Genomic DNA, 18,360 nt, shown 5'->3' with positions numbered 1-18,360 from the left:
CACTGCCTGTGTCTCCAGGAGAGCCGGGACGAGCGTCACCGCACTTCATGGTCCTCGCCTCGCCACCGGCCGGGGAAGGCGACAACCCGCCCGTCGGATCGGCTGTGAATGTGCTCGCGGAGGGCCTCATTGTCGTGGTGAAGGGCGGCGATCACAGTCGCGGCAGCATCGAGCTTCTGCTGAAGTTGTGTGCACTCCATGGTCTTCGCTTTGAGCTTCCTGGTCAGCTCGGCGATCTCGGCGTCGCGCTGGGATTCGCCTCGGGTGCGACGGCCGTGCTCGGAGACGTAGGTGTCCCAGTCCGCCAATACTGCCGTCGCTCGGTTCATGGTCGCCCGGCTGACTCGGGCTTCTCGGTAGAGGTTCTCCTTGGTGAGGGCGCCATCGGTGAAGCGCGGGTGGCCCTCGACCAGCCGTGTCATGGCCTCGCGCAGGGCCTTCTCGGTGGCCGCTGAAACACTCATGACTCTGCCTTCCGGATCACGGCTTTCACGTCTTCCAGCTGGTTCTGCAGGGCCGCCCTGCGACATGGGGCGATCTTCGGCTGATCCAGCAGAGTCAGGAGACTGTGCTGCTCGGCCTTCCAGATGGGGAGGTGTTCTCGTCCGATGACGCTATTCGCGCATCGGCCTGGCTGGCATCGGTCGACCAGGGGTCCCCGGTGCCCCTCGGGGACGATGGCCTCTTCGAGGCACTTCGCGCCGGCCGGACTGTTCTCGTCGAACATGCAGTGGTTGAGCTTGCCCAGCCGGATCGAGATCCGCGTCTTGCGAAGGATGTCGTATTCGACCCGGGCGTCGCCCTGCCGGGCCTGAGCCGTTCGGCGGATGGTGTCAAAGGCGGCCATCATCCGTTCAGCGCCTGGGCCGAAGCCGATGGCCTTGCCCGAGTGATAGTCGTCGTAGAACTCCCGCAGCCTGGTGAAGCGGATGTCGTCGACAGCCGAGTCCAGCAGCTTCGCCCAGGTTGTGTCCGTGGCCATGTATCCCTGGGTGGATCGGTTGGCCAGTGCGCGAGTCGCCGCGTGCTTGAGCTGGAGGCCGAGTGCGATCTCCGCGCTGGGCTCGGTGGCGGTCAGCATGGCCATCGTCTTTCGGAACATGTGCGGCGCCACGTGCCCTTCGGGAATGGTCAGGCCGGTGAACTCGCTGCGGTCGTTGATCCGTTCGATGAATCGGCTCACCATCTGGCCGCTCTTGAAGCCGGCTTCGGTGTCGACGCTCTCGCCGTTGACACCGCCGCCCACGTCGCTGGAGAAGACCAGGTCGACATGTCGGGAGATGGCCTCCGCGACCGCGATGGCCTCGGCGACCGGTTCGATGATCCACCAGTGCTCGCGCGGCTGGTTCGGATCGTGCTTGCGCTTCATGGACGCCACCGCCGACGCCCCGTAATGCTCGACGACCGAGCCTCGGGTGATCTCGCGGATCTCGCTGTCGCGCATCATCGACAGTGCCGCAACCATCACGTAGCAGGCTGCGCGCAGGGTGACGCACTCCTCCCGGACGCCCCGGGGCGACAGGCCGGGATGCCAAGGCCCGATACTGCCGTCCGGACGGGTGACCGTCGCGTAGGAGTCGACGAGGCCTCCCGGACGCCCTCGGCCCTCCCGCACCGCTTGGAGGATCTTGGCCCGAGCCCGGCCAACGTGGCTGCGGTAGCCAGTGAGCGTGGTCAGAGCTCGTTGCTCGCGGCGGATGCCCAGGAGGACACCGAGGAATGACCAGTTCACTTCCAACTCTGTTCCGAACTCGCCGGGTTGATGCCGATTGCAGTAGACGAGGTAGCGCGGAGGGTGGAGCGGGATGATGTTGTCCGGATCAGCGAGGTATTGGTCGACCCGGGCTTCGAGCCCCGCAGCGGTCGCGATCGCTGCCTGCTCAAGCTCGATGGCCCGCGCACGCGCCTTCAGGATGTCCGGCGCGAAGGTATGGACGTAAGTCCAAGCTGCCTTCACCAGTGCATGCCAGACCTGCGGGTCGATGTTCGGTGTCCGAACGGTTTTGTCGACGGGGAGGTCGACGACCTGCCGCGCAGACTGACCTCGCCATGGGTCGCGGGCGAGACCGCCGCCGGTCAGCACTGGGCCCAGTTGATGTAGCAACCGGGCGGCAGACACGTAGCCCACCAACCCGCTCGCGCTCAACTCGCCGCGGCGATGGTCAACCCATGCCCGGACGTCGTCGTCCTGCCACTCGGCCAGGTCCGCTGACAGTCCGCGCCCAGCTGCCCAGCTCGCAAGATGCCTCAGCAAGAACATCGCGTTGAAGACCGTGCTGACCGAGGCAGGTCTGGCCTTCCGATTGATCCCGGCGGCCAGGACCGCCGGATGGCGGGGATTCAGCAGCACCATGGCGACTTCGCGAGCCCTCAGGTTCCAAACACCCTCCAAGCCGGTGAAAGGTGCACACCAGGCGGAGACGGCGACGTTGGCCGGCTTGCGGGTCGCCACGAGCGGCCACATGTCCATCCGTCCGAAGAGGGGGACCTCGACCCCGTCGATCAGAGGGTGCGACTGCAGTACGAGCTCGTCGTCGGCGAACACCGAGCTCGGCAGCGGCGGGACAGTTGCGAGGGATTCATTCATTGGTCGAACTCCGTGTAAGCGGCCAGCGGCAGTTGGAGGTGCATGGCCTGGCTGTCGATCTGACGGCGGGCGTTGGCTATCTCGATCTCGCTCCGCTCGGCGAGAACAGCTGTGAGATTGGCCGCGCTCTGGCCCCAGAGCGCGTGGAAATGCCGCGGCGTCAGCCGCTGCCGCAGTCCGTCCAGGTAATCGGAGAACAGAAGCAGCTGCGGGAGGTTGGACGGGAGGATGAACGCATTGCGGCACTCCAGGCATCGCAACGGGGCCACCGCGCAAAGGTCGCCGGGACGGCTGTAGGGCGAGGCGAACGGGTCTCGACAGCTGGTCACGCCCATGTCAAGGGCCCCGGAACGAAGCTCTTCCGCCTCCTCCCGGGTCAATCCGAGAGCGTCCAGGGCCTCCGGCACTTCCAGCTTGTCTTCGGCCCGCTGGTCGACGACCATGGGCCCGGTCAGTGCCTTGTCCAGCCACGTGCGCTGTGCTCGGGTGATGGTGTCGCCGGAGATCAGATGCAAGGTGGTGCCGTGCGCGTAGTGCCCCCAGAAGGTCTGCTCCGTGTGATCGTCAGCCACGTCCGACACCCGGCCGCCCAGTGCGATGGCCTTCTCGACTTTGACCGTCTTGCGCAAGCGGCGGATATCCAGCTTCCCGTAGACTTCCAGGCCGTGTTCCTGGACCCATAGCCCGAACCGGCCGTCGGAGTTGCCAGTCTGGAAGCGCAGGAACCTCACCTCTCCCCGGGCCTGCACCGACGCAGACACGAACAGCGGCGCTGGCTCCAGCCCGCAATCAGCTCTGACACGTTCAGTCACTGCAAGCAGACGTCGCACGACCTCTGGCGCGCTGACTCGGCCGTGCGCGGTGTGGAGGGCCACTTCCCGGTCGCGGAACATCCGATGGCGTACTCGTCTGGCCCTCATCTTGGTCAAGGTCAAGTGCACCCCGCCGGGGACGAACTCCACGTCGTCCTCATTCAGGCCGGTGACCTCCTCCGGCGTATGACCGGTCGCCGCCATCAGCAGGATCCGGAAGGCCTGATAGTCCCCGTTGCGCGGGTAGAGCAGGCTCGCCAGCGATGACCGCAACTGCCACACCGCCGTGTTCGGCTTCACCGGGGTGCCGCGCATCCGGGCCAGGTCGATCAGTTCCTGCGGCCACTCGGCGAAGCGCGGCAGTGCGGCACCGATCTCAGGCATCGTCATCAGCCCGTCGGCCAAGGCCCGCAGCATGTTCGCCGCGGTGTAGCCGAACTGCTTCGGGTGCCCGTCGGCCGCCGCGATCAGCGCCCGACCCCGGGCCAGCCGTTCCTCCAGTGCCCGGACGTCCGTCCAGGCGGCCCTGACCATCGCGTTGCGTTCCTGAAGGGTGAACTCGTCAAGCTCCTGCGCGCGGCCCAGCGGCACCCACATAGGGCCGTCCAGGAGCCGCCGCAAGGAATCCGTCAGCGGCGCGTCCTCGCGCTGGGCCCGGAGCCGGATCAGCGTCCGGATGTTCTCGCCGAGGAGCGAGGGCCGCATCGAGCCCGGCTTGAACCCGGACGGAAGCCCTCGGCTCCACTCCCGGATCAGACCTGCCGCGTCCGGCTCGGGCGCCCCCAAGGACACCTTCTCGGGTGTGCCGCAATGCTCGTCGACCCACGTGGCCAGACGTGTGATCGCCGTTCGGTAGTCACGGACAGTGGAGTGCTTTGCCTGGGTGAACTCCACGTAGCCAACCCACTCGTCCGCCAGCTCGGATGCCAGCGTCAAGCAACGGAACTGAGTCGGGTCGAGAACTACCCTTCCTCCCGGGCGAGTTGTATTCGGCCGCGCTGTAACGATTCGCGGTCCGATGCGGGAAGGTGCCGGTTCGGCAGGATCCGGCTGGACCCATGTGCGACGCATCTCGCCTCTACGAGGCATTGTCATCTCCTTCCCGGACAAAGGCCTGGCGCGCGATCTCGGCGTAGGTGGCGCCGTCGTGCTCGGCCCACTGGGCGAAGGCCGCGTCGACGTAGTTCATGGGGTCTTCCAGATAGCGCAGGTAGAGATAGGTGGTGGCGGGGCTGGAGTGACCCATCCTGCGTTGAACGACCAGGAGAGGGTTGAAGGCGATGTGCTCGCTCAGGGTCGGAAGCCCGAGTGACGGTGTGGCTGCTTCCCGGTCGGCCACCAGCCGCATCAAGTACTTAAGAAGCTGCAGGCAGAAGGTGTGCCGCAGGTCGTGGAAGCGCCATGGGCGTTTCGGCAGCATCGGCGCCGCACTCGTGTGGGAGTGCTCGTCCATTCGCCTCCATGCGTCCTCCCGGATCCGGTCCCAGGACGACGGCCCCAGCATCCGCCCACCGTGCCCGATGAACACGGCCAGCGGCTCCAGGCCGCCATCGGTGTCCCGGACCGCCAGACGGCGCAGACGGGGAGGCATCGCGGCGATGGCGAAGGTTCGGCGCTTGCCTTCGAGGATGCCACTGATCCTGCCGTGCGCATGGTCCACCTCGGTGACCACGAACAGGTCCTTGTGTCGCCGGGCCAGCGTCTTCGCAGCCTTGGCCGCGACCTCTGGTCTCTCCAGCAGGAGATAGGTCTCGACCATTTCCAGTGCGGCGGGAGGCACGTAGACGATGCGTCGCTTCTTGTACTTCGCGCAGGCCTGCAGGACCACCTCGACCGGATCGCCGGGTCGGCGTGTTCCCTCCGTGAGCTCCGGCAGCAGCAGAGTCGACCACTCCTGCTTGCGCATTCCCGTCATCAAGGCGAGCTCGACGGCGGCCCGGTGGCGGTGCGGCGCCCAGCCGCGGAAGGTATGGTCGACCCCGCCGTCGGGCAACTGCCCGCCCATACCGACATCGCGGAAGTACAGATACTGCTCAAGCGAAAGATGACGGATCTGCATCTCGTGCTTGATCCCCAAGTTCAGGGGATTCGACTGGTTGTGCATGCGGAACGGGCGACGGCGGAGATGGCCTTCCTCGACCAGCCACGTGAACAGCGCGTTCAGCACACTCGCCTCGCGCCGCCAGGTCTCGTTGTCGACCGGCACATCCTGCAGTTCGGTCCGTGCGGCCCGGTAGGCCAGCAGGTCCGCCTCGGTCACCGACAGCAGATCGCTGCCTCGCTCAGCCAGGAACGCACACAGCCGGCGCACGATGTACGCGTAGCAACGCAGCGTCTCGGGATCGCGTCGCTCAACCGCCAAGCGTCGGAACCACGAACTGACCGGCTCGACCGGTCGCATCTGCTCGTCCAAGAACACCGGGGTTCCCTCCGGGATCGCCCGATGCTCCAACAGCTGTCGGACAACCACTGGGCCCGGACCCACCCCTGCCGGCAGTCGCTCAGCCAGCCTGGGACGTACGAAGTACAGATCCACAATCCCTCCCTGAGCCCTTCGTGAACCATGAGAGATAACACCAGCTCTCGTCTGTTCGCCACCGCCTTCTCTTCTCGACTGAGACAGTTATGAACTACGGAGAGAAAAAGTGGGTCAGGACGAGCAGCGGGATGTCGGTGACCCCGAGCGAGCGCAGGCAGTGGTCGGCAAGGGTGGGTTCGGGACCGGTGTCGATGACGACCGCCGTGCCGTCGCCGTCACCCGAGTTCAGCACCAGCGCATCGCCCTGGCCGACGTCGCAGACGGCGAGCCGCCAGCCGGGCGGTGGCCAGCCGGTGACGATGCGGGTGAGCGGAGCCGGCTGCAGCACGACGACCACGAGCAGCAGCGCGACCGCCGCGCACGCCCAAGGGCGGCGCAGGATCCGGCGCGCGAGGAAGAGCGCTGCCGCGGTGGCCGCCGCCAGCAGCACACCTCCGGTCCAGCCGCCCGGCCAGGCGAGCGCAGCACCCGGCAGGGATCCGCCGGTACGGGCGACGGCGGCCACCCAGTCGGCGGGCCAGCCCGCGGCCCAGGCGAATCCCCTGGCCACCGTCATCGACAGCGGAGCGGTCACCAGGGCGCCGAAGCCGAGCAACGTGGCCGGGGTCACCGCGAGTTCGGCGAGCAGGTTGCAGGGGACGGCGACGAGGCTGATGTGCGCGGCAAGTACGGCGATGACGGGCGCGCAGAACACCTGCGCGGAGGCCGCGGCGGCCAGCGCCTCGGCCACGTGGGCCGGCACGCGGCGGCGCTGCAGCGCCTCGCTCCAGCGCGGGCCGACGGTGAGCAGGCCCGTCGTGGCCAGCACAGAGAGCACGAAGCCGTAGGAGCGGGCTAGCCACGGGTCGTAGAGAATCAGGATGATCACAGCGGCGGCGAGCGCGGGCAGCAGCGAGCGACGCCGGCCGGTGCCGATCGCCAGCAATGTGATCAGCCCGCAGACGGCGGCCCGCAGCACGCTCGGGTCCGGGCGGCACAGCACCACGAAGCCGATGGTCAGCGCCCCGCCGAGCAGTGCAGTGAGGCGGAGCGGCAGGCCCAGGCGGGCGGCGAGCCCGCGCCGCTCGGCGCGTACGGCGAGCGCAGGCGGTCCGATGAGCAGCGTGAGGACGAGCGTCAGATTGGAACCGGAGACGGCGAGCAGGTGGGTGAGATCGGTCGCCTCGAAGGCCTCGTTGAGCTCGGGTGGGATGCCCGAGGTGTCGCCGACGACGAACCCGGGGATCAACGACCGGGCGTCCGGCCCGAGTTCGTCGGCGGAGCGGCGCAGTCCTGCCCTCAGCGAGCCCGCGATGCGCTGGACCAGTGAGGGCCGGGCGGTGATCTGCGGCGGCCCGTCGGTGTACACGACGGCGGCGATGCGGTCGTCGGGGCGGACCGGCGGGGCGAGGCGGGCGTCCAGCGTCAGGCCGGTGGACGGCAACAGCCGCAGCCATGCATCCTGTCCGCCGTCGCCGCCGGGTGCGCCCGCCCGGGACGAGGCGATGACCAGCACCGGGGTGCGGACCGCCGTCGTTGCGCCGTCGGCGGTGACGCGGACGGCGTCGGCCTCGGCGACGACCGAGGGTGCGGCGAGCGCCGATCCCCGGACGCGGGCCCGGGTCTCGTGCGGGTCGCCGGTGAGCGTCACCTCGACGGCGGCGTGGCGCTGCCGGGCGGCGAGCGCGGGAACCGGCCCGCGGTGCAGCTCGGCGGTGCTCAGCCCGGCGGCGCCCGCCGACGCGCCCGCGCACAGCAGCGCCGCTGCCGCGACGCCCGCTGCGGCGCGCGGCCGCAGTCTGCGGGCGGCCAGGACAGCCACGGCTGCGGCGAGGCACGCCGCCGTTGCGAGGGCTGCCCGTGAGCCGGGGGCGCCCAGCACCAGCACGGCGGCGCCCCAGGTGGCCAGTGCAGGCAGTACGAGCCGCAGATCGGGGGCACCTTCCTGATGGGGGTGGGAGTCGCCGAGCCTGGATCCCGACGCCTGGTGCACCTCGGCGCGGGCGGCCCGGTGCGGCGTCTGCGAGGACTGCGCGGCGGCCGTCATGGCCGTACCAGGGATTTGAGTTCGTCGAACTTGCGCTGGCCGACGCCGCCGATCTGCCGCAGCTGGTTGACCGAGGTGAATCCGCCGTGCTGATTGCGGTAGTCGATGATGTGGCGTGCGAGGACGGGGCCGACACCCGGGAGGGCATCGAGCTGGTCCACGGTCGCGGAGTTGAGGCTGAGGGGCCCGGTGCCGACGGCGCCGACGGCGCCGCTCGCGGGAGCCACCGCGTCCGGCGCCGCGGGCCGGCCGACGACGACCTGTTCGCCGTCGGCGAGAATGCGCGCGAGGTTGAGGGAGCTGGTGTCGACACCTGGGAGGGCTCCGCCCGCCGCCGTCAGAGCGTCGATGACGCGTGAGCCCGCGGGCAGATGACGTACTCCTGGCTGCCGTACCTTGCCCGCCACGTCCACGACCACCCCGCCGCCCGGGGAGGCGCTTCCGGACGGCGCAGCGGACTCCGACGCCTGTGCGGGCGCCGGGAGTTCGGCGACGGCGCTGTGCGATGCGGTGGGCACCTGGATCGCGCGCGGCCGTCCCGTCCAGAAGTGGTGCACGGCGAAGGCCGCCGCCAGCGCGAGGACCCCCGCGATTGCGGCGACCGTCTTCAGCTCCAGGCCGCACCGCAACTGCACCCACAGCGGCAGCCGTTCGAAGACCGCCTCCCGCCACGACGGCCGCCGTGGGCTGCCCGCCGGGCTCGTGCCCGCCGGGCTCGTGCCCGCCGGGCCCGGCGACTCAGGATCATTGCGGGCAGGCGGGCGGCCGAAGAGCGCGCCCGCGCGCTGCCGTGCGGATTCGGCGACCGCGGAGGGCGTTGACGTTTGCGTTCCCATGCGGCCTGACCGTAGGCGTCATCGGCGTTCCCGTCCCAAGCCGCCCGAATTCCGTGGACAACCGGCCAGTTGTGGATAACCCGGTCACCCGGCAGGGTGGTCAGCGGGCCGAGACGATGACGCCGAGCAGCCCGGGTCCGGTGTGCGCGCCGATCACCGCGCCCACCTCGCTCACATACAGCTCCACAAGTCCCGGCACCCGGGCCCGCAGCCGCTCCGCGAGAGCCTCCGCCCGGGGCGAAGCCGCCAGATGGTGCACTGCGATGTCCACCCGGCTCTCCCCCGCCCGTTCCGCCACGACCTCCTCCAGCCGGGCGATCGCGCGGGACGTCGTGCGCACCTTCTCCATGAGCTCGATCCCCCCGCCGTCGAGCCGCAGCAGCGGCTTGACCGCAAGTGCGGAGCCGAGCAACGCCGCGGCCGCGCCGATGCGCCCGCCCCGTCGCAGGTAGTCCAGGGTGTCGACATAGAAGTACGCGCTGGTGTCCGCGGCCTGCTTCTGCGCCGCCGCCACCACCTCATCGACGCTCCCGCCCGACTCTGCCGCCTCCGCCGCCGCGAGCACCGGGAAGCCGAGCGCCATCGCGACCATCCTGGTGTCGACCACCCGTACCGGCACCGGCGCCGCCTCCGCCGCCAGGCAGGCCGCCTCGTACGTGCCGGACAGCTCGGCCGACAGGTGCAGCGAGACGATCCCCGTGGCCCCGGCGTCCGCCGCCTTCCGGTAGGCCTCGGCGAAGAGCTCGGGGGCCGGCCGGGACGTCGTCACCGTGCTGCGGCGCTGCAACGCGGCGGTCAGCGAGCGCGCGGACGCCTCGGTGCCCTCTTCGAGCGCCTCGTCCCCGAGGATCACCGTGAGCGGTACGACCGTGATGGAATGACGGTCCAGCTCGTTGTGGGGCAGGTAGGCCGTGGAATCGGTGACGATCGCGACATGGGCGGACATGATCCGGAGATTACCGGCCGGTGCGTGCCTTGCGACAGTACGGCCGCGACATGACTGTGTGTGAATCCTTCGAGTTCAGCGGCGGTCAGCGGGCGTTGCGGCGATCGCGGCTGCCGAGCTCGGCCTGTGCGGCCGCGTCCTGCGGCTCGGTGACGCCCTGTGGTACCCAGTGCCGCAGTGCGCCCGCCTCGATCTCGATCTCCCGGCCGAGCGCCGCCAGCTCGTCGTCGGCGAACTGCCGTGCACGGTCCTGCGCCGCCCACCGCAGCGAGTCCGCCGAGTGGGTGACCCTCTGGGTGCGTTCCCGCAGTTCCGGCAGCCGCACCTCGACGCGTCCCCGGTCCGGTTCGCGCTCGAGCAGCTTCAGCTCGTCGTCGAGCGCGTGGGCGTGGGCCCGCAGCCGGTCGAGCAGGCCCAGCGCTTCCTTCAGCGACGGGTCGCTCGCCACCCCGGCCTCCAGCGCCTGGCGGGTGCCGACCATGCAGGTGCGCAGGCCCAGGCGCAGCGAGGCCAACTCCCCCGCGGGACCGGCCTGTGTGTAGACCTTCGCCTTGAGCGCGGTCTCCTCGACCACCCGGCGCGCCTGCGTCCCGGTGCGCTCCACGCCGCGCCGCACGGCCCGTACCGTCTTGACGGCCACCACCAGCCCCGCCGCCACAAACAGCACGAACATCAGCGCGATCACGCTCAGCACGGCCTCCATGGGCGCTCCCCTTCCCCGCCGTCCCCGGCCACTTCCGGTGACTCCACGGTAGACGCTCGGGGCCGGCCCAGGGTTCCAGTGGAACCCTGGGCCGGCCCCGACGCAGCCCCTACGGGATGGGTTCGCTCGAGCCCTGATCGGCGCGCGATCAGGGCTCGATCAGCTTGCAACCGGTTCGCGAGCAGCCCTCGATCATGCGGGCACGATATTGACCAGCTTCGGCGCCCGGACGATCACCTTGCGGATGCCGGCGCCCCCCAGTGCCGCCACGACCGCCTCGTTCTCCACGGCCAGCTTCTCCAGCTCGCCCTCGGAGATCGCCGGCGGCACCTCGATCCGCGCCCGCACCTTGCCCTTGACCTGCACGACGCAGGTGACCGTCTCGTCCTGCACCAGCTCCGGGTCGGCCACCGGGTACGGCTCGTACGCCAGCGGCTGCTCGTGTCCCAGCCTGTGCCACAGCTCCTCGGCGATGTGCGGGGCCAGCGGCGCGATCAGCAGCACCATCTGCTCGGCAACCGACCGCGGCACCCGCTCCAACTTGGTGACGTGGTTGTTCAGCTCGGTCGCCTTGGCGATGGCGGTGTTGAAGCGCAGCGCCTCCATGTCGCCGCGGATCCCGTCGATCGCCTTGTGCAGCGCCCGCAACGTCTGCTCGTCCGGCTCCTCGTCGACGACGGTGACCTCGCCGGTCGCCTCGTCCACCACGTTGCGCCACAGCCGCTGCAGGAAGCGGTACGAGCCGATGACGGCACGCGTCTCCCAGGGCCGCGACACATCCAGCGGACCCATCGCCATCTCGTACAGGCGCAGCGTGTCGGCGCCGTAGTCGGCGCAGATCTCGTCCGGGGTCACCGTGTTCTTCAGCGACTTGCCCATCTTGCCCGCCTCGCGGGTGACCGGCTCGCCGTTGAAGACCAGCTGCCCGTCGATCTCCTCGACCTCGGCGGCCGGCACCGGGAAGCCGCGCGCGTCGCGGTAGACGTACGCGGTGATCATGCCCTGGTTGAAGAGCTTGTGGAACGGCTCGAACGACGAGATGTGGCCCAGGTCGTACAGCACCTTGTGCCAGAAACGCGCGTACAGCAGGTGCAGAACGGCGTGCTCGGCGCCGCCCACGTACAGGTCGACACCACCGGCGGGCTGTCCCTCGCGCGGGCCCATCCAGTAGCGCTCGACCTCCGGGTCGACGAGGCGCTCGCTGTTGTGCGGGTCCAGGTAGCGCAGCTCGTACCAGCACGAACCGGCCCAGTTGGGCATGGTGTTGGTCTCGCGGCGGTACGTCTTCGGACCGTCACCCAGGTCGAGCCGGACGTTGACCCACTTCTCGTTGCGGGAGAGCGGGGTCTCCGGAGAGGTGTCCGCGTCGTTGGGGTCGAAGGTGCGCGGCGAGTAGTCGTCGACCTCGGGGAGTTCGACGGGCAGCATCGATGCGGGCAGTGCATGGGCGACGCCGTCCTCGTCGTAGACGATCGGGAAGGGCTCGCCCCAGTAGCGCTGGCGGCTGAACAGCCAGTCGCGCAGCCGGAAGTTGACGGTGCCCTCGCCGATACCGCGCTCGCTCAGCCACTCGGTGATCCTGGCCTTGGCGTCGACGACGCTCAGCCCGTCGAGCGACACGCCGTTGCCGGTGGAGTTGACGATCGCCGCGTCGTACGAGACGAAGGCGTCGTCCCACTGCGCCGGGTCCGTGCCGCGCCCGTCGTTGGGCTCGACGACGCAGCGCATCGGCAGCTCGAAGGCGCGCGCGAAGGCGAAGTCACGGCTGTCGTGCGCCGGGACGGCCATGATCGCGCCGGTGCCGTACCCCATCAGGACGTAGTCGGCGATGAAGACCGGGACGGGCTCGCCGCTCACCGGGTTGACCGCGTACGCGCCGGTGAAGACGCCCGTCTTCTCCTTCGCCTCGGCCTGCCGCTCGACGTCGGACTTGGCCGCGGCCTGTTTGCGGTACTCGGCGACCGCCTCGGCCGGCGTGGCGTGCCCTCCGGTCCACACCTCGTGGGTGCCCTCGGGCCAGGCCGCCGGAACGATCTTCTCGACCAGGTCGTGCTCCGGAGCCAGCACCATGTAGGTGGCGCCGAACAGGGTGTCCTGGCGGGTGGTGAAGATGGTGATCTTCGCATCGCCGTCGGCCTCGCCGCCGTAGTGGATCGGGAAGTCGACGCGCGCGCCCTCGCTCCGCCCGATCCAGTTGCGCTGCTGCAGCTTGATCGCCTCGGGCCAGTCCAGCGCGTCCAGGTCGTCCAGCAGGCGGTCGGCGTAGGCGGTGATGCGCATCATCCACTGGCGCAGGTTCGCCTTGAAGACGGGGAAGTTGCCGCGCTCGGAGCGGCCGTCGGCGGTGACCTCCTCGTTGGCCAGCACGGTGCCCAGCCCCGGGCACCAGTTGACGGGCGAGTCGCAGGCGTACGCCAGCCGGTACTCGCCCAGCAGGTCGGCGCGCTCGGCAGCGGTCATCTCCTGCCAGGGCCTGCCGTCGGGGGTCGGGCGCGCGCCGGACGCGAACTGCTCGACGAGCTCGTCGATGGGGCGCGCCTTCTTCGCCTCCGGGTCGTACCAGGAGTTGAAGATCTGCAGGAAGATCCACTGGGTCCACTTGTAGTAGTCCGGGTCGATCGTCGCGAAGGAGCGACGCCGGTCGTGGCCCAGGCCCAGGCGGCGCAGCTGGCGCTGCATGGTGACGATGTTCGCCTCGGTGGTGACGCGCGGGTGGGTGCCGGTCTGGACGGCGTACTGCTCGGCGGGCAGGCCGAAGGCGTCGAAGCCCAGGGTGTGCAGCACGTTGTGGCCGGTCATGCGCTGGTAGCGGGCATAGACGTCGGTGGCGATGTAGCCCAGCGGGTGGCCGACGTGGAGCCCCGCACCGGAAGGGTACGGGAACATGTCCATGATGTACTTCTTGGGCCGGTTCGTGACCTCGGCCGGGCCGCCGAGCTCGCCGCCACCCGGGTTGGGCGCGTCGAAGGTGCCCTCGCGCTCCCAGAGCTCCTGCCAGCGCGCCTCGATGCCGGCGGCCAGCTGGGCCGTGTACCTATGAGGCGCGGCCGCCTCTGCGGCGGGGGTGGTCTCGCTCATGTCCCTCGAAGCTCCATCGATGTCCACATGCATGTCCAAATGAAAAATCCCCTCGCACAGGAGGGGACGCCGCGCCGACTGGGTGCGATCAGCGCGGCCGCGCAAGGAGAAGGCGTACGGCACGCATGGGGTCAGGGTACCAGGACGCGGGAAGGGGTCCGGCCCCATTCTGCGGCCGGACCCCCTCGGGACCGTTTCGGTCAGCGGCGTGCATACGAGGTGACGTACCCCGCGCCCGGGCTGCCGACGCCGGTCACGTCGTCATAGCCCACGGTGGCGTGCAGTGAGCTGTCCGTGCCGAGCGTGCGCAGCGAGGTGATCAAGCCGCCCGCGGCGTCGTAGCCATTGGCGTAGTCCACCCGGACCTCGGCGATGCCCTGGCCCTGGCCCAGCGGGTGGTCGGTCACGTCGTGGTACGCGGGCGTGCCGTACCGCTCGTAGATCGCCGGGTTGGCGAAGCCGATCGGCACACCGTGCTGCGCCTGCTGGGCGTCCGCCTGGATGGCGGCGATGGTGGGCGCGGCGAGCGAGGTGCCGCCGATGCGGTACTCGCTGTAGCGCTGCTTGCCGTCCGGGTCGGTCTGGGTCTGTCCGACGAGGAAGCCGGTGTTCGGGTCGGCGACCGCGGCGATATCGGGCTGCACGCGCATCGCGGTCGCGCCGTTCGCCTTGGAGAGCGCGTCCGGGACGACCCCGCGCTGGTAGAACGGCTGCGCGTACATCGTGCTCGTACCGCCGCCCGCGCCCGAGGTGAAGGGGCCGGGGAAGCCCGTCCAGGACGTGCCGTCCTTCGACAGCAGGGACTTCTGGGTGCCCCAGCCGGTCTCCCACTCGTACGTGTCGTTCTTGCCGAGGGCGAGCGAGGTGCCGCCGACGGAGGTGGCCCACGGCGAGTTGCCCGGGGTGTCGGCCTGCTTGGTGCCGGTGGCCGCGACGTTGTCGCCGTCGTCGCCGGAGGAGAAGTAGAAGCCGATGCCCTCCACCGCGCCCTGCTGGAAGACCTGGTCGTAGGCGGCGGCGATGTCCGGCGTCTCGTTGGACTCCACGTCGCCCCAGGAGTTGGAGACGATGTCGGCGAGGTGGTTGTCGACGACCTTGGTGAGGGCGTCGATCAGGTCGTTGTCGTTGCAGGACGCCGAGCCGACGTAGGTGATGCCGGCGCCGGGGGCGACCGCGTGCACGGCCTCGACGTCGAGAGTCTCCTCGCCGTACCAGCCGGCCGCCTGGCACTGGCTGACGCTGTTGTAGGCGCTGGGCAGCACCTGGGTCAGCTGTCCCGGCTTGTACGAGGCGTCGCCGTTGCGTGCCGCGTACTCGGAGGCGTCCTGGGCGATGGTCGGCGAGGCGTACGCGTCGGTGATCGCGACGGTGACGCCTTTGCCGGTCCACTTCCCCGCACCGTAGGCGGCGCGCAGGTCCTTGCCGGTGTAGCCCTTGATGACGTAGGGGGCCTTGCCGCCGAACGCCGACGGCAAGTTCTTGGCAATGGTGGACCCGTAGTACGTGGAGTACGGCCCGGAGTTCTTGAAGACCGCGGACGGCGGGGGAAGCGTGTCGTCGTGCCTGACCTGCTGCGGGGCGTTGTCCAGGCCGGTGACAGTGAGCACGGCGCCGCCCAGCGATGCCGGGACGGACGGGGTGCTCGACGGCGCGTGATAGACGTGGCCGCCCTTGGTGTAGTTGTGTAGTTGGGTGTTGAACGCCTTCTCGACGGCGGCCTGGTCACCGCTGACCGAGATGTAGTGCTCGTTCACGCCCGTCACCGTCAGGCCCGCGGACTTCAGCCAGGAGGTGACCTCGTCGGTCTGCTGCTTGGTCACGCCGAAGCGGGCCTGCGCCTGTTGCGGCGTCAGGTATTTTCCGTAACTCGCGGAATGCGGGTCGGAGACGGCCTGGGCGTATGCGGCAAGGCCCTTGGCATTCCGGCCCGCGAGGTAGACACGGGCATCGACCGCGGTCGATGCCGGCGCCGCACCCTTATCGGCCTGGGCGGTGGCCCATTGCGGCTTGGTGTTGGCCAGCGCCTGCCGAGGGTGGGCGTCGGCCTGGGCGTTGGGTATGCCCAGCGCGAGCGCACCGGCTACCAGCGGCAGTGTCGCCGCCGCCGCCAGTCCGGCGCGGGTTCTGGAACGGGAACGCTTCATGAAACCCCCTGCGAAACGAATCGTCGCACGATGTGGTTCGAGGTCGGTTCACCGGATAACGGCGAAAGGCGAGCCACGAAGCGGAACTCTTCCGCTGAACTGTTCACGTCAGGGGAATGATCAAGTAAAGAGATTGTCAAGTGCTTGCAATGCGCCGAGAGTTGGGCGGTTTCATGGGCGCCTCAGCGTCGGTCGGCCGAATCCCTCCCCCCTGCACCTCTCACCGGCTTGGAGACGCCATGCCCGCTCGCTCTCATCGCTCGACTTCCCGTAGACGCCGCCGTCCGTCATCCCGCGGGCCGTCCCGGGGGCCCCGATTACCCCGCGGCGGCAGGCCATTGGCGACGGCAGGCGTCGTCGTCGCGACCGCCGCCGTCATCGGCGTCACGGCCCGCGCCTCCGCGTCGGCGCTGCGCGCCTTTCTCGACTACTACGCGGGTGTGCTCACTCTGGTGGCGCTCACCGCAACCGTCGCATGGGGCTTGATCAGTACGGACACGGTTGTGCTCGGCTCACGTCGGCGACTGGCGGCCCAGGCCGTGCACCGGGCGACCGGGGTGACGGCATTCGGATTCCTCCTCCTGCACATCGCGGTCAAGGTCGCCGAGCGTCATGTGAGGCTCATAGAATCCCTCGTTCCGTACGTTCCGTACGGCGCGCGAGGGCATGCACTGCTCATCGGGCTCGGGACGCTCGCCGGCTACCTGCTCGTCCTCGCCCTCGCCACGGGCGCGTTGCGCAGCGCCTTCGCCGGGCGCGGGCGCGGGCGCGCGCCGTGGTGGCGCGTACTGCACGTGTGCGCCTACCCCTCATGGTTCGCGGCGATAACGCACGGGCTCAAGGCAGGCCGTCCGGCAGCGAGTTGGGTGGTCGCCTCCTACGCCGTCTGCCTGCTCGCCGTGGGCGGCGCGCTGGTCGCACGGCTCGCCTCGCCCCTCGGGCGACGGCGGCGGCCGCGTCCCGCGACGCAGCCGGTCCTGCAGGCTCCGAAGCTGCTCTCGCCCGGGCCGAGCGGCGACCGGCTCACGGTGGACCGGACACTCTGCGAGGGCCACGGCCTCTGCGCCGATCTGCTGCCCGAGATCGTACGACTCGACGCCGACGGCTACCCCGTGTCCTCCGCCGCGCCGCTCCCCCGCCACCTGGGTGACCGCGCCCGCCGGGCGGTGCGCCGCTGCCCGGCGATGGCGCTTCGGCTGGAGCGTCCGTGAGGGCTCCCGGCTGGCCGTGCTCGACGCCATCGCACTCGCCGAGGCCCTGCGCGAGCACCAGGACTTGGAGGTGGCCCTGCAGGGGTACGACCGCCTGCGACGTGCGGATCTGCACCCGCTGCAGGCGGCGGCGCGCAGCAGCATGGCGTGGTTCGAGCACGTCGACCAGTACATCGACCGTGATGCGGTGTCATTCGCTCACGCGATGTCCGTACGCCACGGCGGCCAGCCGCCCTGGCGCTACGAGCTCCACCTCGCCACTCAACCGCCGCCGTGCGCCGGGCACGCCGCGCGTTCAGCTCGGGCAGGCGCCGGTATCCGGCACGCCGACGCGGCGAGGACGAGCACAGGCCGGATCTCCTGTCACAGCTGCGGTGAGCCACGACGGGAGCGGGGGAGGACCAGAAGACCGAGGGCCGCGCCCACGGTGCTCACCGCCTCACCCACCGCCGACACCGTCTTCTCGGTGAACCACGCCGGTTCGTACATGTTGGGGAAGGGCCCCCACGCGCCGACGTCCACGTACCGGTAGAGCAACACGGCGGCGAGACCCGCGGCGGAGACCACCAGCGCATACGCCCACACCAGCCGCCGCCTGCCGGCCACCACCAGCAGGAGCGCCGCGAGTGCGGCGGCCGCAGCCTCGGCTCGGAAGAGCGTTCCCTGGCTGACCGTCGCCCTGACGGGGTCGTAGGCGCCGGCGAGGTGCGCGTGCACGTAGGCGTCCACAACGAGACCCGCCACGGTCACCCACCGCAGCAGCCGCACAGAGCACGTCGCAGCCATGCCGTTCACCGTCCATGGGACCGGCCATTTGACCGACCGCTTGCTCGGGCATCCGACCGATCAGCTGACTGATCATCTGCGAGTATCCTGGTTTGTACCTGAATGCGCGACCCGCATCAGGCGGGTCGCCGTGATCAGACCCGCATCTGGCGGGTCGGATGGGTGGAGATCATGACACTCTGTTCAGGTCCGCGCGCCGGTGGCGATCCGCCGCGGCGCCCTGTCGCGAAGATACTGGTGGCTGCCACCGCCGCCCTGGGGATCTCGGCCCTCGGTGCGTGGAGCCCGATGGGAGCGGCGGCGCTCGCCGCTCACCCGAACACTGCGGCCGCTGTGGCAACTTCACCTCAGGCACCGGCCGCCACCTCACAGAAGGTGACCATCGCGGGCCTGAAGTTCTCGCCCGCCAACCTCACCGTCCGCGCCGGTACGACGGTCACCTGGACCAACACCGATCCGGTCGCGCACAACGTGACCAGCAGTGGCTCCGGTCCGCTGCACTCGCCGACACTCAATAAAGGCGCCTCCTACAGCTACACCTTCACCAAGGCCGGCACATACCGCTATGTCTGCACTTTCCACAACTGGATGCACGGGACCGTCACCGTGAAGTGACCTGCAGACCGCCCTTGCCGTCCACTCCGGCGGCCGCGTTCACACCGAACGCGGCCGCCAACCATGTTTGCCGCCAC

13 protein-coding genes are annotated in these 18,360 nt (G+C 69.8%); 2 read left to right on the top strand and 11 right to left on the bottom strand.

What is annotated here, in order from left to right:
- Positions 1–35: 35 nt before the first annotated feature.
- From NGB36_RS15495 to NGB36_RS15450, 10 genes are all read right to left on the bottom strand, one after another.
- Entirely contained in the window at positions 36–464 is a 429-nt protein-coding gene (locus NGB36_RS15495; RefSeq protein ID WP_255920850.1) for a hypothetical protein, read from the bottom strand.
- Complete coding sequence (locus NGB36_RS15490) at positions 461–2,452, bottom strand: hypothetical protein (RefSeq protein WP_255920849.1); 1,992 nt, start codon at positions 2,450–2,452, stop codon at positions 461–463. Before NGB36_RS15490 ends, NGB36_RS15495 begins: the two co-directional genes overlap by 4 nt.
- Before the next feature lie 131 nt (positions 2,453–2,583).
- Positions 2,584–4,293, bottom strand: a complete 1,710-nt coding sequence (locus NGB36_RS15485; RefSeq protein ID WP_255920848.1) for a hypothetical protein — start codon at positions 4,291–4,293, stop codon at positions 2,584–2,586.
- 184 nt (positions 4,294–4,477) lie between these two features.
- Positions 4,478–5,812, bottom strand: coding sequence for a tyrosine-type recombinase/integrase (locus NGB36_RS15480; RefSeq protein WP_255920847.1), 1,335 nt, complete (start codon positions 5,810–5,812; stop codon positions 4,478–4,480).
- Positions 5,813–6,029: 217 nt separating this feature from the next.
- Positions 6,030–7,964, bottom strand: coding sequence for a ComEC/Rec2 family competence protein (locus NGB36_RS15475; protein WP_308288859.1), 1,935 nt, complete (start codon positions 7,962–7,964; stop codon positions 6,030–6,032).
- A complete protein-coding gene (locus tag NGB36_RS15470) occupies positions 7,961–8,800 on the bottom strand; it encodes a ComEA family DNA-binding protein (RefSeq protein WP_255920846.1) in 840 nt (279 codons plus the stop codon). The genes NGB36_RS15475 and NGB36_RS15470 overlap by 4 nt, the downstream gene beginning before the upstream one ends.
- A 100-nt stretch (positions 8,801–8,900) precedes the next feature.
- Positions 8,901–9,746, bottom strand: coding sequence for a DegV family protein (locus NGB36_RS15465; RefSeq protein WP_255920845.1), 846 nt, complete (start codon positions 9,744–9,746; stop codon positions 8,901–8,903).
- 85 nt (positions 9,747–9,831) lie between these two features.
- Positions 9,832–10,449, bottom strand: a complete 618-nt coding sequence (locus NGB36_RS15460; RefSeq protein WP_255920844.1) for a hypothetical protein — start codon at positions 10,447–10,449, stop codon at positions 9,832–9,834.
- 192 nt (positions 10,450–10,641) lie between these two features.
- Entirely contained in the window at positions 10,642–13,527 is a 2,886-nt protein-coding gene (gene leuS, locus NGB36_RS15455; RefSeq protein WP_255920843.1) for a leucine--tRNA ligase, read from the bottom strand.
- 200 nt (positions 13,528–13,727) lie between these two features.
- Positions 13,728–15,671 carry a S53 family peptidase gene (locus NGB36_RS15450; RefSeq protein ID WP_255920842.1) on the bottom strand — a complete coding sequence of 648 codons (1,944 nt, stop codon included), beginning with the start codon at positions 15,669–15,671 and terminating at the stop codon, positions 13,728–13,730.
- A gap of 338 nt (positions 15,672–16,009) precedes the next feature.
- On the opposite strand from NGB36_RS15450, the gene NGB36_RS15445 reads away from it, so the two are divergent.
- A complete protein-coding gene (locus NGB36_RS15445) occupies positions 16,010–16,882 on the top strand; it encodes a ferredoxin (RefSeq protein WP_255920841.1) in 873 nt (290 codons plus the stop codon).
- A 363-nt stretch (positions 16,883–17,245) separates the two neighbouring features.
- Here the strand turns inward: NGB36_RS15445 and NGB36_RS15440 are convergent, their stop codons facing one another.
- Entirely contained in the window at positions 17,246–17,668 is a 423-nt protein-coding gene (locus NGB36_RS15440; RefSeq protein WP_255920840.1) for a hypothetical protein, read from the bottom strand.
- A 171-nt stretch (positions 17,669–17,839) separates the two neighbouring features.
- Here NGB36_RS15440 and NGB36_RS15435 point away from each other — a divergent pair, with 171 nt between their 5' ends.
- Positions 17,840–18,283: a cupredoxin domain-containing protein gene (locus NGB36_RS15435; protein WP_255920839.1), complete on the top strand. Its 444-nt coding sequence runs from the start codon at positions 17,840–17,842 to the stop codon at positions 18,281–18,283.
- Positions 18,284–18,360: the final 77 nt, after the last annotated feature.

The organism is Streptomyces humicola (assembly GCF_024436035.1).
GTDB classification, from domain to species: domain Bacteria; phylum Actinomycetota; class Actinomycetes; order Streptomycetales; family Streptomycetaceae; genus Streptantibioticus_B; species Streptantibioticus_B humicola.
This window is presented reverse-complemented; position numbering and strand designations above follow the sequence as displayed.